General features: G+C 52.6%; 18 protein-coding genes, 2 tRNA genes and 1 pseudogene. 12 read left to right on the top strand and 9 right to left on the bottom strand.

Features of this window, described 5'->3' with window-relative positions; genetic code table 11:
- Nucleotides 1-12: 12 nt before the first annotated feature.
- A complete protein-coding gene (locus tag OZX74_RS00220) occupies nt 13-576 on the bottom strand; it encodes a redoxin domain-containing protein (protein WP_277156613.1) in 564 nt (187 codons plus the stop codon).
- 549 nt (nt 577-1,125) lie between these two features.
- Here OZX74_RS00220 and OZX74_RS00215 point away from each other — a divergent pair.
- From OZX74_RS00215 to OZX74_RS00205, 3 genes and pseudogenes are all read left to right on the top strand, one after another.
- A complete protein-coding gene (locus OZX74_RS00215) occupies nt 1,126-1,842 on the top strand; it encodes a carbonic anhydrase (RefSeq protein WP_277157489.1) in 717 nt (238 codons plus the stop codon).
- 362 nt (nt 1,843-2,204) lie between these two features.
- Nucleotides 2,205-2,522, top strand: a pseudogene (locus tag OZX74_RS00210) (alcohol dehydrogenase catalytic domain-containing protein); the annotation flags it as partial.
- A 94-nt stretch (nt 2,523-2,616) separates the two neighbouring features.
- The gene (locus OZX74_RS00205) at nt 2,617-3,219 is read left to right on the top strand and encodes a zinc-binding dehydrogenase (RefSeq protein WP_277156612.1); all 603 of its coding nucleotides are present in this window, start codon (nt 2,617-2,619) and stop codon (nt 3,217-3,219) included.
- Between the two features lie 108 nt (nt 3,220-3,327).
- Here the strand turns inward: OZX74_RS00205 and OZX74_RS00200 are convergent, their stop codons facing one another.
- Nucleotides 3,328-6,018, bottom strand: a complete 2,691-nt coding sequence (locus tag OZX74_RS00200; RefSeq protein ID WP_277156611.1) for a leucine-rich repeat domain-containing protein — start codon at nt 6,016-6,018, stop codon at nt 3,328-3,330.
- Between the two features lie 332 nt (nt 6,019-6,350).
- On the opposite strand from OZX74_RS00200, the gene OZX74_RS00195 reads away from it, so the two are divergent.
- Nucleotides 6,351-7,703 carry a hemolysin family protein gene (locus OZX74_RS00195; RefSeq protein WP_277156610.1) on the top strand — a complete coding sequence of 451 codons (1,353 nt, stop codon included), beginning with the start codon at nt 6,351-6,353 and terminating at the stop codon, nt 7,701-7,703.
- Between the two features lie 171 nt (nt 7,704-7,874).
- On the opposite strand, the gene OZX74_RS00190 is transcribed toward OZX74_RS00195, so the two are convergent.
- Complete coding sequence (locus OZX74_RS00190; RefSeq protein WP_277156609.1) at nt 7,875-9,182, bottom strand: DUF4143 domain-containing protein; 1,308 nt, start codon at nt 9,180-9,182, stop codon at nt 7,875-7,877.
- A 378-nt stretch (nt 9,183-9,560) separates the two neighbouring features.
- Here OZX74_RS00190 and OZX74_RS00185 point away from each other — a divergent pair, with 378 nt between their 5' ends.
- Complete coding sequence (locus OZX74_RS00185) at nt 9,561-11,084, top strand: PadR family transcriptional regulator (RefSeq protein WP_277156608.1); 1,524 nt, start codon at nt 9,561-9,563, stop codon at nt 11,082-11,084.
- A 430-nt stretch (nt 11,085-11,514) separates the two neighbouring features.
- On the top strand, nt 11,515-12,012 hold the full coding sequence (locus OZX74_RS00180; protein WP_277156607.1) for a DNA starvation/stationary phase protection protein: 498 nt from the start codon (nt 11,515-11,517) through the stop codon (nt 12,010-12,012).
- Nucleotides 12,013-12,332: 320 nt separating this feature from the next.
- Here the strand turns inward: OZX74_RS00180 and OZX74_RS00175 are convergent, their stop codons facing one another.
- Together OZX74_RS00175 and OZX74_RS00170 are read right to left on the bottom strand one after the other, a co-directional pair.
- Nucleotides 12,333-13,034: an SDR family oxidoreductase gene (locus tag OZX74_RS00175; RefSeq protein WP_277156606.1), complete on the bottom strand. Its 702-nt coding sequence runs from the start codon at nt 13,032-13,034 to the stop codon at nt 12,333-12,335.
- A gap of 174 nt (nt 13,035-13,208) precedes the next feature.
- Nucleotides 13,209-13,805 (bottom strand): SprT-like domain-containing protein, encoded by a 597-nt coding sequence (locus OZX74_RS00170; protein ID WP_277157488.1) that lies wholly within the window; start codon nt 13,803-13,805, stop codon nt 13,209-13,211.
- Between the two features lie 201 nt (nt 13,806-14,006).
- Between OZX74_RS00170 and OZX74_RS00165 the strand changes: the two genes are divergently transcribed.
- The 3 genes from OZX74_RS00165 to OZX74_RS00155 all read left to right on the top strand — a co-directional run bounded on the left by OZX74_RS00165 (nt 14,007) and on the right by OZX74_RS00155 (nt 15,650).
- Nucleotides 14,007-14,080 (top strand) — tRNA-Ile (locus OZX74_RS00165).
- A 58-nt stretch (nt 14,081-14,138) separates the two neighbouring features.
- Nucleotides 14,139-14,211 (top strand) — tRNA-Ala (locus OZX74_RS00160).
- A gap of 161 nt (nt 14,212-14,372) precedes the next feature.
- The gene (locus OZX74_RS00155) at nt 14,373-15,650 is read left to right on the top strand and encodes a tyrosine-type recombinase/integrase (RefSeq protein WP_277156605.1); all 1,278 of its coding nucleotides are present in this window, start codon (nt 14,373-14,375) and stop codon (nt 15,648-15,650) included.
- A 231-nt stretch (nt 15,651-15,881) separates the two neighbouring features.
- On the opposite strand, the gene OZX74_RS00150 is transcribed toward OZX74_RS00155, so the two are convergent.
- The 3 genes from OZX74_RS00150 to OZX74_RS00140 all read right to left on the bottom strand — a co-directional run bounded on the left by OZX74_RS00150 (nt 15,882) and on the right by OZX74_RS00140 (nt 18,052).
- On the bottom strand, nt 15,882-16,796 hold the full coding sequence (locus OZX74_RS00150; protein ID WP_277156604.1) for a hypothetical protein: 915 nt from the start codon (nt 16,794-16,796) through the stop codon (nt 15,882-15,884).
- Nucleotides 16,797-16,908: 112 nt separating this feature from the next.
- The gene (locus tag OZX74_RS00145) at nt 16,909-17,700 is read right to left on the bottom strand and encodes an FtsK/SpoIIIE domain-containing protein (protein WP_277156603.1); all 792 of its coding nucleotides are present in this window, start codon (nt 17,698-17,700) and stop codon (nt 16,909-16,911) included.
- A 1-nt stretch (nt 17,701) separates the two neighbouring features.
- A complete protein-coding gene (locus tag OZX74_RS00140; protein ID WP_277156602.1) occupies nt 17,702-18,052 on the bottom strand; it encodes a hypothetical protein in 351 nt (116 codons plus the stop codon).
- Between the two features lie 461 nt (nt 18,053-18,513).
- On the opposite strand from OZX74_RS00140, the gene OZX74_RS00135 reads away from it, so the two are divergent.
- Together OZX74_RS00135 and OZX74_RS00130 are read left to right on the top strand one after the other, a co-directional pair.
- Nucleotides 18,514-19,818: a helix-turn-helix transcriptional regulator gene (locus OZX74_RS00135; protein ID WP_277156601.1), complete on the top strand. Its 1,305-nt coding sequence runs from the start codon at nt 18,514-18,516 to the stop codon at nt 19,816-19,818.
- A gap of 154 nt (nt 19,819-19,972) precedes the next feature.
- Nucleotides 19,973-20,422: a hypothetical protein gene (locus OZX74_RS00130; protein ID WP_277156600.1), complete on the top strand. Its 450-nt coding sequence runs from the start codon at nt 19,973-19,975 to the stop codon at nt 20,420-20,422.
- Nucleotides 20,423-20,472: 50 nt separating this feature from the next.
- On the opposite strand, the gene OZX74_RS00125 is transcribed toward OZX74_RS00130, so the two are convergent.
- Nucleotides 20,473-21,468, bottom strand: a complete 996-nt coding sequence (locus OZX74_RS00125; protein WP_277156599.1) for a class I SAM-dependent methyltransferase — start codon at nt 21,466-21,468, stop codon at nt 20,473-20,475.
- Between the two features lie 138 nt (nt 21,469-21,606).
- Between OZX74_RS00125 and OZX74_RS00120 the strand changes: the two genes are divergently transcribed.
- Nucleotides 21,607-21,867, top strand: a complete 261-nt coding sequence (locus OZX74_RS00120; protein WP_277156598.1) for a ferrous iron transport protein A — start codon at nt 21,607-21,609, stop codon at nt 21,865-21,867.
- Nucleotides 21,868-21,903 lie beyond the last annotated feature (36 nt).

Raw genomic sequence — 21,903 nt, 5'->3', positions numbered from 1 at the left:
CACCGCCTAAGATCAGAGCTGACCGACGAGATCGAGGCTCGGGGCGATGGTTTCGTCACCCGGCTCCCACTTCGCGGGGCAGACTTGATCGCCGTGCTCATACACGAACTGCGAAGCCTCGACGCGACGCAGAATCTCTTCGGCGTTGCGGCCGACGTTGGAGGAGATGACCTCGTAGGCCACGACCTTGCCTTCGGGGCTCAGGATGAAGTCGCCACGCTCGGCCTGGCCGTTGACCGGGTCATAGCTGTCGAGATCGCGAGAAAGCGTGTTGGTCGGATCGGCGACCATCGGGAACTGAATCTTCGCGATCTTGTCGTTGGCCTCGTGCCAAGCCTTGTGAACGAACTCGGTGTCGTGGGAGACGCCGTAGATCTCGCAGCCCGCCTTCTTGAACTCGTCGTAGTGATCGGCGAGATCCTCGAGCTCGGTGGGGCAGACGAAGCTGAAATCGTTCGGATAGAAGAAAATCAGGGACCAGTGGCCGAGCACATCCGCCTTGGTGAGCTTGCTGAATTTGTTGTCCTGATAGATATTGGCCGTGAAATCGGTCAATTCATGCTGAAGCATGGTCATAATTTGTACCCCTTTAACCTCGAAAATGCCATACATGTCTACGAGCGACTCTGGCCGTCATGATTCCGCCTGACGCTCTTCACGAACGTTTGTGACAATAATCCAGCACCCTACAGGAGCGCCTATGGAACCTTTCGTCGTTGCGACCATATTATCGTAACGCCGAAAACAGCAAGATCGGCAGTTCGCATGCGCCTGAAGGCACTTCTTTTCGTGAACCGCAATAAAGAAAGACGCATACGGGCACAATGTCCTGAAAATCACCGATTAATTAGACATATCCGTATCGAATATTAAATTGCATGTCGAATTATGAACATCTATTCCATACGGTTTAATTATTTCATATATAAAAATACTTATTTGCAATACAGCTATCTATTCAGACTATCACATAAGAAAACTGCGAAAATCCCAAGGTGACCCGGCAAGAGGGTAACCTTGAAGACAAACGACTTCACCCCTCGAGCGCTTTTCGCTTGGAAGGAAGACTCACAAGACAACGACCCGAATTCTGCCGAATCCACTGCCAACGCCACTTGGAGCCGCATGCTGCAAGGCAATTCCCGTTTCGCTTCCGGGCAGGCCGAGCATCCTTGGCAAGATCGTGAAACCCGTGAATCGCTCATCGACGAGCAGCATCCGGATGCGGCCGTGCTGTCCTGCTCGGATTCGCGCGTGCCGCCGGAAATCATTTTCGACCAGGGCTTGGGCGATATGTTCACCGTGCGCACCGCCGGACAGACGCTGGACGATGCCGTCATCGCCTCGCTGGAATACGCCGTGACCCATCTGGGAGTAAGCGTTCTGGTGGTGCTCGGGCACCAGCATTGCGGGGCCGTGGCGAGTGCCGTCGCGGAACTTGACGGGCTCGCTGCCGGAGCGGGGATCGATCTGGGCGCAGCCTTCGCTGCAGAGGTGACGGATTCCGAAATGGTTGATCCGGCCGCCAATGATGCCGACGATGCCGGAGATTCACAGGCACGCACAGGCATCGATTCCGATGACGTCTTCGACAAGATGGAGGAGCTGGTCGCGGCCTCACAATCCGTGCTCGTGCGCTCGGTCGGCGCCTCCATTCTGGCCGCACAGGAAGCCGCATTGAACGATACCGACGATTTCGAGCGCGTTCACATCGCCCGCACCATCGAGGCTTTGGTCGACAGCTCGCCGGTCATCCAGCAAGCGCTGGCCGCGCAACGCCTCTCCATCGTCGGCGCCCGCTATCAGCTCGACACCGGCAAGGTCGAGGTGCTTTCGTTTTAAGACAGTCTTTGAAAAGACTCGCCATATAAAAACAAGCAGAAAATGACAAAGTAGGCCTTTTCTAGACAGTCTTTACGACACCAATGCCTTAATCGACTGACAGTTTTCCTTTTTTAGTGCAATCGTTTTCATATATTTTTAATCATTCAATATTGCCGGAAATTGATATTTTCCTGCCGCTATAACGATTTGCAAACAATAACGCTTTCATATAAAATAATAAAACGTATACTTTCCGGATAATGGCCGTTGTTTTACTCGAAAAGTTCTTGCTACTTTTAGTCAGTTGATATTGGTCAAGAATATAACGAATATCAGCGGAAAGGCACAACAATGAAGGCTGTGGTCCTTGAGAAAAAGGTATCATCAACGTCCGTGACGTTCCGGATACAGGTAAACCGGGGCCTAGCGAGCTGAAAATCGCCCCGCATAGCGTCGGCATCTGCGGCTCCGATGTCCATTACTACACGCACGGGCGCGTGGGCAAATACATCGTCGAGAAGCCAATGATCCTCGGGCACGAGGCCTCCGGCACCGTGCTGGAAGTCGGTCCCGGCGTCAAAGGCTTCAAGCCCGGCGACCGCATTGCGATGGAACCCGGCATCCCCGACATGAACTCGCGCGCCACCAAACTCGGCCTCTACAACATCGACCCGAGCGTCCGTTTCTTCGCCACTCCGCCGGTCGACGGTTGCCTGTGCGACGAGGTCATCCACCCGGCCGCCTTCACCTACAAGCTGCCCGACAACATGAGTTACGAAGAGGGCGCCCTGCTTGAAACCGCTCTCGGTAGGGCTCTGGGCCGCGACGAAAGCCGCCATCAAACCGGGAGACATCGGTGTGGTCACCGGCGCCGGCACCGTCGGCATGCTCACCGCGGCTTGTGCGCTTGCCGGAGGTTGCTCAAAGGTGCTGATTTCCGACACTTCCGCCGTCAAGCTCGATATCGCATCCAAGATTCCGGGGATTATTCCCGTCGACATCACCAAGGAGGACCTGCTTGAGCGCGTCAAGAAGGAGACCGACGGCTGGGGCGCGGACCGAGCATTTGAGGCGTCCGGCAACGTGCGTTCGTATGACAACTTCTGGAAGCTCGGAGCGCCGGGAAACACGTCCGTGATCATCGGCATTCCGGCCGACGGCCAGGTTCCGATGGACATCACCGAAGCGCAGGCCCGCGAGACGCGAATCGAAAACGTGTTCCGTTATGCCAATGTCTATCAGAAGGCGATCGACCTGGTCTCGGCCGGCAAGATCAACCTCAAGCCCTTCATCTCCAAGGTCTACCCGATGGATGAGGCGAAGGACGCGTTCGATCGCGTTGTCGAAGCCCATCCCGAGGACGTCAAGATCCAGATCCAGGTGCCTCAAAAGTAACCTTTCCGGCATTCTCGAGCATCTTTATAAGAAGGAAGCGTGCATTCGGTATTTCCGTTTGCACGCTTTCTGGTTACCGTCGAAAAATAACGGAGCGGAACATCAACCTCACCGTTGAGAAACCCGTCTTTTCATTGATCCACTGACCAAAACTAAACCAAAGGCGATGACGGCAAGCCCGGTACGCCACAAATCACTTCGGTATGAAGCACCGGTAAACGGAAGCGCTGCGGCCATGGCAATCCAACCCGCATGCAGCGTCGCGCCCTTGGTCACCGGCGTATTCGTGAAATCGAACGTGCTGCCAACCCCCGATCCCGACGGATTCACCTGAACGTACCAACCGGCGAAACGGTATCCAGCACGCGTCGGAGCAGCAGTCGGAGCCGCGATCTTGTAGCCGCTATGCACCTGTACTGACGACGGTTGCCCGGATGGCAAAGTGCCCGCGCCAGGATCGAACGTGACCGTGTGCCACGCGACTTTGTACGGCTCGGTGATGGTACCCGAAAAGTTTCCGATGGTGTTGGGCAATTGCGCGTCAGAGTCGAACGTCTGGGTCAGGTCTTTCGTCGAATCGTCATTGTTGTACTGCATCGGGCCGTCCCACGTCAACTGCCGGTGTTCGGCATCGAATCGGGCGCCAGGGGTGGTGGAGTGGATGGATGTCGAATCGACGGACGCGCCGGCAATCGATCCGTCGGCTGCTTTCTTCAGCGTCACCGCCGTCGACATCGACAGCCCCGGATCAGCGATTCCTTCCGGTAAGGTCACGCTCTGGTTGTCGGCACAGAAGCTGGAATTACCGACATTGCAACTGTTGCTGGTGCCGCCACTTAAGCCTGCCAGATTCTTCAGCGGCGAAATATCGAGGATATTATTGCTACCGATATAAAGCATGGTCAGATTCGTCAGCCCCGCCAACGGCGACACGTCCGAAATCTTATTATAATGCAACCACAATTTCGTGAGGGTGGTCATATCACGCAAAGAACTGACGTCACTGACCTGGTTGTTGGATAATCCGAGCACACCCAACCATTGAAAATTCGCATGATTGATGACGCTGATATCGCTAATCTGATTGTTGTCCAGATACAGCGCATATATTCCCGTAAATGACGTCCATGAATCAATGGACCGAATCCTGTTGTGCTGAAGCTGCAACTTATTCAAGGCGGTCAGATGCGCCAAAGCCGAAACATCGCCGAGCTTATCGTTGTTCAGAGACAGCCATTGAAGACTGGTCAACCCTACAGTGGGGGATGAAATCAGGCTTGAGAGATCGGGAATCGTGCTGCCGCGCGCGTTGTCGTCCAGATTCAGAGTCTGCAGCTTCGTCAACCCGGAAAGACCGGCCAAATTAGAAACATTGTTGTGGTTCAGGTTCAAGGTCTGCAAACTCGACAAACCGGAAAGTGCACTCACATCGGAAACGTTATTGTCGTCCAAATACAAGGTCTGCAAACTCGACAAACCGGAAAGTGCACTCACATCGGTTATCCCGTCGCCGTTCGCGAAGAAGTCGTTCATTTTGTCCAGATATTTCAGCTGGTGCAAATCACGGCTGTGCGCATTAAGCGTGTGTCCGTCAACATTGCTGATATGCAATTGCCCCAGACCCGTGAGCGTCTGCAAACCGTCCAGCTCACTGACACGCAGCGGAGTATCTTCCGTCTCGTTTCCTGAATTATAATTCAGACTTCCAAAGCTTAATGCGGCACTCAGCGACCACACATCCGTGACGTTATGGACGATGTTCGCCGGCTGCGCACCACCCACCAGCGGCGGGGGCGAACTGGCTACTTTCTGCGCCAACGTTGGGTCAGGGAAGCAAGTGGCAACCGTATCAATACCCAAGACGCACTTGTGGCCGGCCGCAGTGTCTTCATAACCCCACAACGTCCACACCGTCTCATTAGCAGTGATTGGCGCCGACTCATCGAACCAAGTCATCTTGCCTTCGCCATTACCAATACCATCTGCCGGAACGCCCCAACCCATGAACTTGATGCCCGGGTTATAGGAGGCCGGCGGTGAAGGTATCGAAGACGCGGGCAACGTAGCGCCAGGGGTCACCGTCACCGTCGTCAAAGCCGGTACTTCGGCAGCGATTCCAGCGGAATTCATCTGGGTTTTGAACGTCACCGTATAAGAAGTTGGGGTTTCCCCGTCCCTCACCCATACGGCATACACCGTTTGGGCATCTTTCGGCATGGTCAACATATCTACGACGTGGGCCTGAGCTTCCGAAAGCGAGTCGAACGGAGGTAGTTTCACTGTCGACCAGCCCACGAACTCCATACCGTCTCGGGTTGGGTCACTGCTCCGACAATCATCCGCGGCACTTGTCGGTAACGTAACCATCTCGCCGGGAATATGTTGGGACGGGCAAGTCGCGACCTCACGCGTGGCTTTAGCGCCGGTCGGCGATGCCTCCGTGCCGCCGTTCGTATCGTACGTCAACAGATAATCGGGGTTGAAACCGGTGCCATTGACGACATGGCCCTTAAGGCTGACGTCGCCGAACGGGGTGTGATTCCTTGTCCTTGTCCTCGTCCTCGTCCGAGGTGCCGGAACCCCGGAACGCCGGATATATGTCGCCAAAGAATCAGTCCCGAAGATGCCCTTGCTTTTCGGGGAGAACAGAACAGATGACGCATCCCCCGCAGCCGCAGCACCCGCATAACCATCGAAAGCGGCTTTCGGCCGAAAAACACTGATGAATACGCCAAAGCACAAAGCCAGCAACAACGCTCCCATGACGATCCACAGCCATATACGCATCCACGTCCGCACAATATCCCCCTTTCGGCGGCCTTGACGCATCGCGCCCCCAACCGTGTCCACTCGAACACGCGCTATACTCGCGATGTGGGCAATAGCTAAAATTACGAAATCATAAAATCGTTCTCAGCAAATAATCCCCCAATGGCAAATTATTGTAATATCTATCGACGCAATATTCAACATTCTTGTCTATTTTAAATAGAAAACTTATCATAAATTACTTGAATATCTCGTAATCAGTGCATGACATTCCTGTCCCAGGCGCTTTACTTTGAGCGTAATGCGGCACCCGGCCACCCAAGGACGCATCAATGACCCGCCGACCTTCTAGACTGATAGGCATGTCATTGGCACTGGATATCGTCTTCGTTTTCGTCTTCCTCGTTATCGGCGGTGTGTTTGCGTGCACCGAACTCGCGCTGGTGAGCCTGCGTGGCTCGCAGCTCGACGAAATGGAGCAAGAGGACGCACGCGGGGCGAAAGTGGCACGGATCGGGCGCGACCCGAACACGTTCCTTTCCACCGTGCAGATCGGCGTGACACTTTCGGGCTTCTTCTCGGCATCGTTCGGCGAATCCGCCATCGCGCCCTGGGTCGAGCCGGTCGTGGAAAGCTGGGGCGTTCCGCACCATATCGCCTCTCCAGGTACGACCATCGTATTGACACTAATCATCTCCTTCTGCGACATCGTCATCGCCGAAATGGTGCCGAAGCGCATCGCCATGCAGCGCACCGAGCAGATCGCGCGCGCCGCGGTGCCCGCCATCGATATCTTCGCGAAAATCTGCAAGCCGATCATCTGGCTCATCGCCAAAAGCACCAACGGACTCGTGCGGTTGCTGGGCTTCGACCCGAGCCAGACCGAAAGCGAGGTCAGCGATAAGGAGTTGCGCGTGTTGGTCAATTCCAACTCCAACCTGAGCAAGGACGAACGCACGATTTTGGACGACGTGTTCGACGCCTCGGAAACCATTGTGGCGGAAGTGATGCGGCCGCGCGCCGACGTGGTCTTTTTGGAGGGTTCGCAGCCGATTGAGGAGGCCGCGAAATACGTGCGCGATATGCCGTATTCCCGCTACCCGGTCACCGGACGCGATTTCGATGACGTGCTCGGCTTCGTCCACGTCCGCGATCTGCTCGACGTGCGCAATCCGAACGCCAAGACCGTCGCCGACGTCACCCGCGAGGGCATTTCGCTGCCCGGTACGTCGAAAATCCTGCCCAGCCTGGCCTTGCTGCGCAAACGCGGGATTCACTTGGCCGTCGTCATCGACGAATACGGCGGCACCGACGGCATCGTCACCCTTGAGGACATGACCGAGGAGCTGATCGGCGACATTCGCGACGAATACGACCTTCCTGACGACAAGAACGGCGCTGGCGCGGCCAACGGCGTAGGCGACGGGCGCAACGGTGAATCCGCGTTCGTCGACGGCGTGGCCACGGTCGACGGTGGCATGACCATCGAGGACTTCGCCGACTTGACGGGCATCGAGCTGGAAGATGGCCCCTACGAGACGGTCGCCGGCTACTTCCTCGCGCATACCGGCCGCATGGGCGAAGTGGGCGAGACCCTGCACTCCGACGACGGCTACGACATGGTGGTCACCAAGGTCGACGGTCGCCGCATCGAGACAATCGAGGTACGCAAAAGCGGTCTTGACGATGCTGCCTCAGCCGAAGAGAGCAAGTAGCTGAGAATTTAACTACCGCTTAATTACCTTTCCTGTGCAATTGTGCGTCGAATAGAGTTGGGTATTTTTTACCATTTTTAATGCCCTGCCTATCTTTTTCTGCCTCATTTCTATGAAAAGTGAGGCAGAAAACTCAAAATGAGGCAGTAAATGATGCAGATAATTCTCCGTTCACGGACGTAACGTCGCCAAAGGCACTACACGAACACCATCGGGACGATTGTAGGCGCGATTGAATGTGCCTACAATCACGCACTTGCAGCGCGGAGGTTCCTGACCGCCGGCGACCATTTTCGCTTCGACAGCATTCAGCGAAGCGGCTGCGGCATCAATCTTATCTGCGCTCAACTTCACCTCAAAGGCGCCCCAACCGCCATCCGGCAATTCGACAATTTCGTCGCATTCAAGGTCGGAATTGTCGATATAGTGCATAACGCGAGCATCAAAACTTGAAGCGTAAACGTCAAGGTCGTGATAAGTAAGCGATTCAAAAAGCAGTCCAAGTGTTTTGAAATCTAACTTGAGGCTACGTGGCGTCGCTCCGAGGGCAGCAGCCGCCAGCGAGGGATCGGTTAAATGAATCTTGGCAGCTCTCCGCAAGCGAACCGGCGAACGTAAGGCTGGAGCCCACGCAGGCTGCTCATCTACAAGATAAAGCCGACGCAAAATTCCGTAATAGCGCTCAAGTGTTCTATATGAAGTCTCAACACTGGCTTTTCCTGACGGACGATACGTTTCATCAGTGTCCTGTATCAGCGTCACCTTACGTACCGGTGACGCGACACTTCGCGCAATCGCGTTAAGCAGCGCACGCATACGATCAGGATCGAACCGCTCATCTGTAATTTCAGCATCCTCATCCGGAAGATTACAGACTTGATTGATGTATTCTCTCGGCGTGAGCACCGCTTTGTCGAAGGAACGTGAATGAATCGTCCCCGGCCAACCTCCACGGCATATCAAATCGACGAGATCATTGAGATTCGCCCCCTGAACTGCCGTACCAGACGCTCTATCACCGTTCATCAACCCTTGCAATGAGACCGTTGCCGACGAAACACCCATCTCAAAAAGCGTCATCGTGCGCATTTTAAGCCGTGCGATACGGCCAACACCACTATGCAACGCCTTCTTTTTCGGCCCAGCCGAACCGCACAGCAAGAATTTTCCCCGCGCTCCGGTTTCATCAACATCACGGCGCACCGCATCCCAGATTCCAGGAACAACCTGCCATTCATCCAATAAAATGGGTGGCGTTCCATCGAACAACTGGTAGGGGTCTAAACGCGCCAAGGCACGAATGGCATAATTGCCTTCAGGATCAGAAACCTCTACGCTCGTCCCCGCCTGGCTAAGGCAAGTCGTGGTCTTCCCGCACCATTTCGGTCCCTCCACCGACACTGCCCCGAAGGCCTGAAGATATTGATTCAATTGCCGGTCGATGACTCGGTCAAGATATCTAGACGCATCAAATCGCATCGACCCCTCCTAGGCCTTCTATCGGTTGTTATTACAATGAATCCTATACCTTATGTTCAAAAAAGCAAATGATTAACTACCAGGTTTGCAAATGCTTGATGTTCAAAAAAGCAAACGACCTACGTCTAAGTTTGCAAATACCGAACACTTAAAAAGCAAATGCAAAACTAGCAACCTGCGAATAATCATCCTTCGAGTCTGCACATCGTAACGGACCGAAACAGGCGTGGAACATGTCGAATCGTCTCCAAAAAGAAGAACCGGACTCCATATTAGGGACATCGACACTGATCGGTTTTGACATATAAAGACAACACGATACTATTTACTCTCAGTAAGAGTACTAATAGTTAGAGTAAATTAGAGTAGAGGTGCATCATGGCGCTGCCTTCCATCGAACTCATGACGCTCGGAGCGTTAAAAGATCATCCAATGAGCGCTTATGACATCAATAAATTCCTCGCCTTGCGCGGCGTGAGCAACTGGGTTCAGGTCAGCGAGCAATCCGTCTATCGAATCGCAATCAAGCTTTGCGATGACGGCTATACCTCAATTGATACAACCGATTCCGCAACTTCCTCGCAAAAGCGCATCTACTCCATAACGCCAAAAGGCGCGCAGCATTTCGACGAGCTCATGGATGAAATCGCCTCGGCACCACCCCATATCACCTTCGACTTCGTTGCAATGGTTACCAACCTCTATCAAACCGACGAAACAACCGGTCGTCGGCTGCTCACGACCCTCGAAACCAACCATCGCAGCGTGGCCGAGTGGATGCGCAGTTCCGTGGCTGACCTGCCGTTCAGTGAAGCGAGCGAAACCGTGCTGCTTTGCGCCGATACTTACGCTCTCATCGCACGCTGGGCGCATCATTTTCAAGAGAATTTCTATCATGACTCGGAATCTGCCGATACCAGCGAGCCTGATGACGAGAACGACAGCACTACGGAAAACACGAATTCCCAAAACGACTCAACCGATTTCGTCATCGTCAATTCGCAGCAAGCACAGTCCCAGAATGATTCGACAAGAGAAGAAACTGAAATATCGGGAGAAAACGAGCCGGCCAAAGAACCTAACAAAGCAACGACTTCCAGCCACAAACTCAATAATGACAAATCAGAAACAAACAACGGCTCAATCGCTTCGACGACTTCAGAGGCCTCGGCCAACCAAGCATCCAGCCAAGATCGGCCATACACTGGCGCAAGCGAAAACACCACACAAAACAGTCCAACCGTCATTGTGAAGAACCAGCGGTTTACTGGCTCACTGCCGATTACGAAACTAGATTTCCATTTGCACTCCATGGCCGGCCAGATCACTACCAAGCCAAGTAATTCCGGTGCGTTTGAAATCAAATTCCATCATTGCAAGGCCTCGGACTTCCAGATCGCAAACACCGCCGGGACATTACACATCGCCAATACCGGCACACCCTGGGACCATATGTCGTTGAAAGACATCTTCAATCCAGCTCAATGGAACGCATACGTCGAAGTCATTATCCCAGCCTCGCAACCATTGACGCAAACCAGTGCAGTCATCGAAAGCTCGGGCTTTGTCATCGCTGGGCTGGACAGCCGAAACCTCGACCTCAACCTGCACAGCAGCGGTGTCAAAATCTATGACATTTCCGTTGCTGACGCTTTCCTGACAACCCATAGCGGAAGCGTGAAATGGAATGGGACCGTACGCAATAGCCTTAATATCGAGTCTCACAGCAGTGGCTCTCGTATCATCGGCCTGCCGCGAACCTTCGGTTATTCCGCAGAAATCCACAGTGGCTCTCTTACAATCGACGGTCAGCCAATCACCGCAAACAAGCATTTTGCCAGCCCACCTGGAACGCCGATGGTGAATGTCAATTTGCATTCCGGCAGCATTTCGCTCGATTGATGGGGAGTAATAGTCATCGACACGATTATTCGACGAAATCAGGATGAAGTTATGCTGGAATGATTTTCAGCTGAACTGATGATAGTTATAAAGCAAAATAAAATCCTGTAACACATTCGACATAATCAGGTTGCAAAACCGCGCCGCGAGACCTTTCCTGCCATTCAGCGCAAACGAAAACCACTAAACGCAACGTAAATCTCGACGTTCGTCGATGTTTTGTCAGACAAAATTGCAGATGACGTGGCGAACCTTTCAATACACGCAAACTTTGGGTTCGATAACCGGCGGTAACCCTACTTTAATACTTCGAAAACCGCTACATTTCAAGGGTTTTAACAAGATTGGGCTAAAGACGAACCCCTGAGACGCACACCACAATTCACTAGAATAGTAATTAGCAATATTCACCAAAGGAAGGAAAATTACCATGGCAGATGAATTTTTGAGCCCTGGCATCGATCAGGCAGCATCCGACAAGGTCGTCTCGATCCTGCAGAACCGTTTGGCGCAGGAAGAAGAGGCCTCGCTGATCTTGAAGCACGCGCACTGGAACGTCGCGGGACCGAGCTTCATCGGCGTGCACGAAATGATTGATCCCGAGGTTGACGCCGTGCGCAACATGGCCGACGAGACCGCAGAACGTATCGCTACCCTCGGTGGCAGCGCCGAAGGCACCCCGGAGTCCATCATCAGCAACCGCACCTGGAGCGAATTCAAGCTCATGGGCCGCCAGAACACCCAGGATTATCTGAAGGCACTGGTCGACTACTACAGCGACTTCATTATCGCCGAGCGCAAGGCCTACGAGGAGCTCGACGATATTGACGTCATCAGCTCCAACATCATGCAGGACCATGTGCAGGAACTCGAGCACTTCAACTGGTTCATGAACAGCCACCTGATCGAAGAGACTCCGCACGCCTGAGCTCTAGGGCTGTTTGGTTTGAGACGAATCGATTCGTGAGTTCGCCTGAAACCACAAATCATCAATCAATGCTTTGCCATTCACTCTCATCCTGAATGGCAAAGCATTTTGCGTTGTACAGCACAACAAACATTGTGCCTTCACCCACTAATCTGGATGAAGGCACAATAGGTATCTGCGAAATTTTCGGAAAACTCAGCTTTCGCGATAGACCCGCTGGGCCGAGGCCTCCGCGCGTGGACGAACCACAAGCGAATCGATGTTGATATCGTCGGGAAGATCAAGCGCCCACTCGATGCACTCAGCGATATCGTCGGCGTTCAGGGGTTTGGCACACCTTTATACACGGCTTCCGCCTTGGCCTGGTCGCCGTGGAAGCGGTTAAGCGAGAATTCCTTGGTCTCAACCATGCCGGGGGAGACGTCGATGACGCGCAACGGCTGGCCGACCTGCTCGAAGCGCAACGTCTGGGCCAAAACCCGCTCGGCCGACTTCACGCCGCAATATCCGCCGCCACCCTCGTAAGGTTCGATGCCCGCAGTCGAGGAAACAACGACAACCGTGCCGCCGCCCGGGGCCTTCTTCAGCGCAGGAAGCAGCTTCTGGGTGATGCGCAACGTACCGAGCACATTGACGTCGTACATTTTGCGCCAGTCTTCGACGTTACAGCTCTCGATCGGATCCTGCCCGATGGCCCCACCGGCGCAGTTGACCAACGCCTTCACCGGCCCACCGCGCAAAATCCTCGCAACCGCGGCCTGCGTCGAAGCCTCGTCGGTGACATCGCACACCACGTATTCGCAGGCGTCGCCGAGCTGGTCGGAAAGCTCGATGAGCTTGTCCCGCCGCCGCGCGAGCGCCACCACCTTCCAGCCGGCCGAAGCCAGTTGCATCGCGGTCGCACGTCCGATCCCGCTGGAAGCGCCCGTAACCACCGCCCGCTTTGATGTGACCGTATTGCCTAGCCGAATCTCAGATTTTCCTTCATTTTCTGCTGTGTTGCCAGCCAACGTTCCCGTCATCGAAACCTCCTCGCCGCTCTTTCGAGCGCATTTCCATCGCGTCGCCCGCGTTGGCGATGCGGCGATAATTCATTACTAACGCTACCCCAAATTACGTCGCTTATCCCTCAGCAAGACATGCAAAAATGCACAGATACTACGAAAAAATCCCCTATTATCCACCCGTGATTCCGATCACCACACCATTTCGCGGTTCAAATCGCGCCGCAAGACCCGCCAATTCGGCAGATAAACATCCATCCGCCGCTGAAATTCGGCTCCGTGGCCGCTTGCCCACAGATGCGTCATCTCGTGGACCAACACATACTCCAAAAACCGCGAATCCATCAGCCCGAGCTGCAGATTGAGCCGAATGCGCCCCGTCGCCGGCGTGCAGGACCCCCAACGCGAGGTCATCAGACGCAGGGTGATATGCGTCGGCGTGCGCCCTATAACCGGCCCCCAGCGCTCCAACAGGGCCGGTAGCTGCGCGTTGATGCCGGCTTGCGCTGATTGTTTGCGTTCATCCGTCCACTCGAATGAAGGAGAAACGGCTTTCTCAACCATCGCTTTCCGCTGCCGTTCGATCCAGTCCCGACGTTCCCTGACGAACGCCGCGATTTTCGCATCACTCATTCTTGCCGGCGCGCTCACTTCGATTTTGCCGGTCGGCGGCTTGATGCGCAGGTACATATTACGCATGGTTTTGCGGGTCACACTGACATCGAGGCCGTCGACGCGCAACGTAGTGTTTGAAACGATTCTGGCTTTCGAACGGCGGCGATAAGGCATGTCTGCATTGTCTCGCGCCCGATTGACCGAAATCGCTTGGTGGAACTGCACATTGCGGCACGGGGTATCTTTGGCACGCAGCATACGAAATTTCTATCGTGCAATATCTTCAACAAACGTTCACGACACGCATGATTATCGGGTTGACTCTGAGCACTTGGATGGTAAACTGTTTCCTTGTACGTCTTAAACGTATTGATTGGGCCCGTAGCTCAGCTGGTTAGAGCGCATCCCTGATAAGGATGAGGTCGGAGGTTCAAGTCCTCCCGGGCCCACGCAAGATTCTCAAGTTCAAATCCCCAAAGGTTTCGGCTCAAGAATCGTTGTGTTTCTGGGGCTATGGCGCAGCTGGTAGCGCATCTGCTTTGCAAGCAGAGGGTCGCCGGTTCGAACCCGGCTAGCTCCACTTTGGTGTTTTTCCAGTCTTTAAAAATCATTTTAATTATTCGTAAACGTTGATATAAAGCCAAATACAGCGATTTTGCTCCAACTCTTAGTTGAGCAAAAGTTGGCAACCATTTCCTACTTATACGGGCAAGAATACGGGCACGCTTCTATACTGAGTTTATGGCAAGAACAGCAAATACTTGGGGAACGGTCCGTAAGAAAAGCTATAAGACCAAGAAGGGGACGCGGACGTTTTATCGTGCTGCATATCAGAATCCCAAAGCAACTCCCGGCCACGAAGTAAGCAAATCTTTCTCTATCAGACGCGACGCAGAAAGCTGGCTAAGCAGAGAACACGATTTAGTTCAACTTTACTGGAGAGGGCAAGCAGATTGGATTCCGCCACAAGATCGAGAAAAAGCCAGAAGAGCCGAGGCCGCTCGTAAGAAACTCTCTTTCGCGGAATACGCCAATAACTTTGTCGAAAATTATCGCACCAAAGATGGTCGCACGCTTGTACCTGACAGCAAGCGTAAGAAGGATGAAGCACTTGCCCATCTTCTAGACGGAAATCTGGCCGATAAACCCTTAGCCGATATTACTACGGAAGATGTAAACATATGGCTTAATACCCACAGCACCATAGGACAGCACGCCCTTAAACGCGCTTATCAGCTCTGCAAGACAATAATGACAAAAGCAGTAAATGAGGGAAAAATACTTAGAAATCCAGTGACTATGGCACCGCCAAAACTTCCGCCAAGCCGGCAGGCAATGATACCTACCGCGAAACCAGAAGAATTCAAAAAACTTGTAGAAGCGATGCCAGAGCGGACTCAAATCGCAATCTATCTTGCTACAGGTTGCGGCTTACGAATTAGTGAAGTCTGTGCATTACAGCGTAAAGATATCGATCTTACCAACAAAACTATCTTCATCCGTCATGGCATTATGCGTGGCGAAGGTGACGTGGGTTCTCTACGCCTTAAAGCCCCTAAGACGCCGACAAGTTACCGCACAATCGACATTCCCGACGTCTTTGTACCGGTTATCGCGTCCCATCTCAGAACACGCCCTAAAACACCTGAAACAACTGTCATAGAGGCAGTACATGGCGGAATCATGAACCCGAATACATTACGGGCGCAATTTGAACGTGCCCGAGTAAAAGCGGGACGGCCAGACCTGCACTTTCACACCCTCCGAGCAACCTTCAATAACGGCATCATCCACCAAGGCAATTCGACGCTCAAAGAGACCATGGAGCTTACCGGCCATACAAGCGCAACCGTCAACGCACTTTATCAGCGGGCAGACGAGCACAGGAAAAGAGAAGCCGTCAATCTATACGGTGATTATCTGGCAAACAAGCGGACTCGCGAGCAAGTAGAATACGAGATTAAACAAACAGAGGAGAAGCTAAACCAGCTCAGAAAAGAACTGCTGCGATTCAAATAGATGGGTTATACATTTACCGGTTTGAGAAGGCTTTCCACATCCTCTGCATAGATCAAAACCTTATAGGGTGTCGGACGTGCGTAGCGTAATCTGCCTATGTCGCAAAGATGGTTCACACTCTTACGGCTCATGTGAAGTAGTTTCATCACCTCCTTCACCGTCAATGTTTCGGGAATGACAATCATTATTTTTCCTTTACACTCGTGGATTTGTTGCACATCACGTTGCCCTTTAGACAACGACGTTGGATTGACGGCTAATAATCTTTCCGTTTTCTACCATGTGAAGAGATTCCGCAATACGTCTTGTTAAAGCTTTGCGGCGCTCTCCATGAACTGCGATGTATTGTTCGTCAAGCGGAAGATTACTGAGTAGCCAGACCGTTCTATAGCAGGCTTGACGGTTATGGTAGCGGGCAGGTAACATAAGCGGGTAACGGTCCAGATATACCAGCAGTTTCTCCCATTCGAATTGCGAATCGTATTCGTCAAGAACCAGAATCTTCTGACGCTCATACTCATCAAACGGATGACGATAATCCGTCACCCGATAGATATCACCAATCGGATAGCGTTCATACACATATCGTGTTTTCCCAACCCCAGGAGCACCCCACAGATAATGAACATCAACATCACGCATTTTCTGCCCATATTCACGCTGGTCACGGGCAGCAGCGAGTTCATTCAACCACTTGGTATATCTCGCCGCCTTGGAGCTTTCATCGTCCAATAGAACATCATTGACCGATTTCCCGGCAAGAACTTGCGCGCGCAAATCGCTGAGATCAGTCCGTTCACCTTGATGGTCGTTCATCTTGATATCACCGATATAGACAGGCTCATCCACACTAGTCTCATCTTTGGTACAGTAATTCACACAATCCGCCACAGAAGCAGCTCTAGGCTCGATATGTGCGTCATCATAACCAGCCTTCTTGAGATGACTTTTAAGCGTTGCCCATCTCATAGGTGACTCCAACTGCAAAAAGCACTGATAGTGAAGATAGCCAGTCTTTCCGCCTTCTTCTTTTTGGAAAACCGCGCCTTTACCGATTTCCTTGAAGAACTTCGCTAACTCATCCTTGCGATGCTCTTTCGCGGGAATAGTCAGCATCCAATCGCGGCTCTGCTTATTCTTGTCCATCAGAATCGCTTTCTGCTACAGAGGTGGGCTGTAACACTCAGCCCACCTTTAACGATCATTCTTATCTGCCGCCGCTACGCAACGGCAGGCGGTCTCATACGCTACGCTGAAGCTACGCGTCCGAGACCGCAGTCAATGCACGAAGCTCATCATCACTGATCCAGTCAGTCCGGAATAACTGGGCCTTCTTCGTGTCGGAATTCCAGAACCAGCCAGCACCAGGCGATGAAGCCGATATGGCCCACGGAGCGGCACCAGCACGGAGAGCAGCACTTGGAAGCATCAGCTTCGCCTCTGTCTCACCCATGCGAAGCGCAATCATCTGTCCGTTGAAGTCGTCCCTCACCGGCAACGACTCTTTTCGCGGGTTCTGAGAAAATCCCCACACGATGTTTCCGGTCGCGCGCCCCATACTCAGAAGAGATGTTAGGTTCTGCTGAAAATGTTTGGAGATCTTGCTGTCCTGTCTGAACAACTCCGCAAGCTCATCCACGATGATTACCCTTCGAGGGGAGGATACGCTTGGAACATGTTCTCTAGCTGTACCGGCAAGTTCACGTGCACGTTTCAACATGTCTTCACGCAAGGTGTCTGTCAAAGCCAACGCCGACTCAGCATCTGTCGCAACTGCATGGAAAACATTCTTACTCATGGAAAATTCCATTGCTTTCAAGTCAATGCCATATAGTTCAACCAACCCTTGTTGTACGAAAGGTTCTACTTCGCACAACAAGTTCGCAATTGTGTTGCTTTTTCCTGAGCCAGATTCACCGATACACAGCAAGCTGTGTGAACGCCAGTCGATGAAGACTGGCCAATCGGTTGTGTCGAGCGCGAGACAAACGCTGTTGAGACTAGAAGAGGGAAGATTGCCCCACCAGCGTCCTAAAAATCGTGTACCCATGTCATAGCCTCCTTGACCGTTGAATCCAACGTGAGTGCCGTTTTGAGTCAATCGGTTCAGCAGTCTCTTCCGGCCACAGCTCCATGACGGTTTTTGCGCCACGGTCTGCCGCCTGCTCCATGTCTGTCCATGTTGTAGGCCATGAAATCCAATGGTGGCCGAAACAGCCCCCGTAGCGTACTTGCTTAATGTCATCTGGAGTAACGTCCTGCTTGTTCTTGACCCGAGCGGCTATCACGCGCAGCTTGTTACGCCTACCCGTCGCTATCACGCCTATGGCAACTAGAGCAACGAGCACGACCACAATGGTGAGCCATACCGTCACCGGAATCGTCGCAATGAGGCCACTCATTCTTCTACCTCCTGCGAGCTTTCCGCCACTTCCTCGATGCTGTCGGCGATGAGCGAATACGCGATCCGAGGCCCTGCCTCCCCTTTCGTCGATCCATGGCGTCACGGTAGCTGATCCGACTGGCCTGATCATCCTTCCGCGTGAGATTTCGTACTGTGGTGGCTTGCGCACCCATACGTTTACTGTGGTGTCCCAGTCCGAACCAGTCTGATTAGCCAACACTCGGACGCGTATCAGTGGGTGGCCTTGTGCATCCGTCTTGCTGATAGTCCCGTCGCGGCCTGTACTTGGCTCAGCATCGCCGCTGATCGTCCTCGTTAGCTGCAGCTCGAACGCATCTTGGGGGAGAGGGAACTGTATCATGATTTTGCCTTTCTGTACTGTGTTTTTTGTTGACGAGCCAGTGATAACACATTGAGAAATGCATTGTCATTTATTTACAAACTTGATAAAATGAACGTATGGAAGTGAAAAAACGGAAAAGAAAAAGCTTAAAAGACCTTCCATATGAGGCCGTGCGTCTTCGTCTGCTACTTAAGGACAGTGGCATGACCCATGAACAGCTTTCCCAACGAACCGGAATCAAGCTGACTAGAATTGATACCTTGACTAGGGGAACCGCGCCCATGCAGTTCTCTGAAGCGGTGCAGCTAGCATCTGTATTCGGTCGTTCGCCTTATGTTTTTATAAAAGGCAAAAATAGCTTTTTCACTCAAATAAAGCTCTATGCAAATGTGCATAAGAGTGAAGTGGAGCTCTTTTCGCAGATCGTGCAAGCTTGTAATATGCTGTGGCGTAGTTTCCGCAAGAATCCATACAACGAGAGGGACTTTTCGGAACTTCCGAAAGATATATATGCTGATGGTACCGTAACGAATCACTCGGGAGATACCTCAATAAGCATGCTTGCAGCTACCGAGCTGAGGCTGTCAACGGTGGTCTTTGACAAAGTTGCTGAACTCCAATCGCGAAACAGCATCATGTTGGCTGGCGACACGGCTATTCCAGTATCTGCAGAACAGCACCCCACGATTCTCCAGATTATGACGGAATACATGCGACGTTGGTGGGATAGCCGAATCGCTCCGGTTCGAAAAGATCAGGCCTATTTCAAAGACGAAGAAGGTGAGCTGGAGAAAGAGAGACAGATAATCCGGTTGCGAGCTGAATTTAACAGTTATGAGTGTTTTGATTCTGAAAGCTGGAACCCTTATGCAAAAGAGCTGCGGAACATGTTGGAAGAATACGGCTGGGCCGATAAAATTCACACTGGACGAGAAGCGGCGAATTCTCATTACGAGATATTGACTAGGCTTAAAAAATATGAGTATTTTCATTTCTGTGGTTCGCTTCAAGATTTGAGTAAGAAAACGAATACTATTCTCGGCGATTCGGTCGCGCGGAGGATTCAATTGCTGAAAGAAATTAATGCGGCTGATTTTGATAACCTTTCTTTCAGCGAACAGGCTTTTGATGTCTGCCCTGTCGTTGCGGGGTACGCAGCGACATACGGCAAACCGACTGGTACGGAATTAGCTCGGATGCTCGTCGAAAATATGAAACTACCTTTCTTTTTCAAGTACTCCGGCGAGATTATTGACGCAACGACTTCACGTGAAATCGCCTCATCAATTCAAGACTTGACCTCCAAAATGGTGCAACTCGGATATTTTGCCAGCAGCGGACCAAGCTCCTTTGCCGGTTTTAACCCTCAGAGAATCCCTAATGACAAGGCTCAGATAATTCGACAGCTAATGGGATGTTGAGATATCGAGAAGAATCTTTCACGGGCAAAAATACGGTTAATTTCTTTTAACTATTTATGAGAATTCTTAAATAGCAACGGAAAAATACCTAATATATCGAACCCGGCTAGCTCCACTTCAGTCAGCAGCATTCGTAAATAGCAAAGAAGTTATTATGCACAACTGGGACAAAGTTACAACTACCGGAATTTTCACACTGCCAGCGCTTGATACGTTTGCCGGCACAACACAACGGGAATGCATAGAAAAATTAATTAAAGGTGGAGTTACAACGGGCTGGCCTATTTGGCCACAACAGCAAAATATTTCAACATATAACGTTAAATTTACTGTGCCTCAATCAATCAAACCGGAAGAGATTGTGTTCTTCACTGAGAGGAATCCCAATTCATGCGATTATTCCATCGCGGATTACACCTACTTCATAGAATATGACGTGCACAATAAATGGCCGCGCAATATCAATAATATTGGTCAAAGGCGCTATATTTTCTCTAAAGAAAATAAGAAAAATGACAATAACACCCCGCGTTACTTCCGAGGCTTATACGCAATCGTCGGTGTATCTCAAGACGGCAAAGTAACGATCTGGAAGCGGCAATAAGACCTCCTGCATTGAATTGTTCTCTTTTCGACGAATAATTCTTCAGCTGTTCAGCCCCTTGGCTTGCGGGCGACCAACGAGAAGGTGAGGGGGACACGCGGGTAGCCTTGCGGCATGTGCCACGACTGCGTCGCCTCGTCCAGCACCAGCATCGGCAGCGACTGCCAATCCGATTCGTCGTATTCGCCGAGCTGCTCGATCGCGAGCCCCGCGTCCAGCAGCACCTGCGTCATCTCACTGAAATCGTGGGCCCAGTTGTGATTATGGGTATGGGTGATATGCGGCTTCCCGGGCACGGAAGTCGCTTTCGATGGCTCAACGGGAGCAGCGGAATCAGGCAATTCCGCAGAGCCGGCGGCATTAGCCACATCCGCACTAACTGCCGCCCCCGCGCCGACTTCCAAATGATACGTTTGGTCGGTGTCGTAGGAGTCCTCGGTGCCGGAGAAATAGTCGTTGCCGAGCGTCAGCCCGGAGTCGTCGAGCGCGAAATGCAGCGGGTGGTCGTCGCGAATCATGAACACCCCGCCCGGGGCCAGCAAAGCGGCGATGGACCGCGCCCACTCATCCAATTTCGGCAGCCACGTCACGGTGCCGGCGCTGGTGACGATCACGTCGAACTGCTTGCCCGGCAACGCCTCCGCAGCCTTGCGCGCATCACCCTCGACATACGTGATGTGCTGACCGGCCCGCGCGGCGATGTCGCGAGCGTGCCGCAGGGAGACGGCTGAAAAATCGAGCCCGCACACGTCTTCGGCACCGAGCCGCGCCCAGCAGAGGGTATCCGTGCCGATATGGCATTGCAGGTGCAGCAGCCGTTGGCCCGCCAGCGAACCGTTCGGCAGGAACGGTTTCAGCACGCGCAGATCGCGCCTGACCACCGGCGTCAGGGCGCGCGGGTCGGCAATCAGCGCGTCGATGTCGCCATAGGCGCCGTTGAAATGCACCTCCGCACGGTCGTCCCAGTTCGCGCGGTTATCTTCGATGTCGGAATCGCCGGCCGCGCTTGCCGCGTTCGCCGCATTGTTACCAGTCTGTTCAGTCATAAGATTCAATCTTCTCGTCGTCGTTAACGTTTTTATTTATTATCAGCACGACTATGGTATCAAAAGCGCGACGAATCGCTTTCATGTATTTGTGAAAAATGCTTTACTCACAGCGGTGGGATGAGCTATTGTCCAAGTATGGCTGAAACGTTGCGAACCTGCCCACTCGGTGTTGAGGTGGAGATATGCAGGATGGATTTCGAGGCCCGCAGCCGCTTTAGGCTGAACGAGCTTGGGTTCCGCGTGCACGAACCGGTTCGCGTTATCCAAAAGGCGATGTTCGGCGGATGCGTGGTTGCCCACGGCGGTGAACGCATCGCCATCGACGGAGCCACTGCACGCCATATTTTCGTATCCCCTCGCACGCAGACACAGAAACCTACCGCAAATATCGGCTAGCTGGCAACAAGCAACAAAATAACTCCAATGAAACCG

This window comes from Bifidobacterium sp. ESL0798, from assembly GCF_029395415.1.
Taxonomy (GTDB): domain Bacteria; phylum Actinomycetota; class Actinomycetes; order Actinomycetales; family Bifidobacteriaceae; genus Bifidobacterium.
This window is presented reverse-complemented; position numbering and strand designations above follow the sequence as displayed.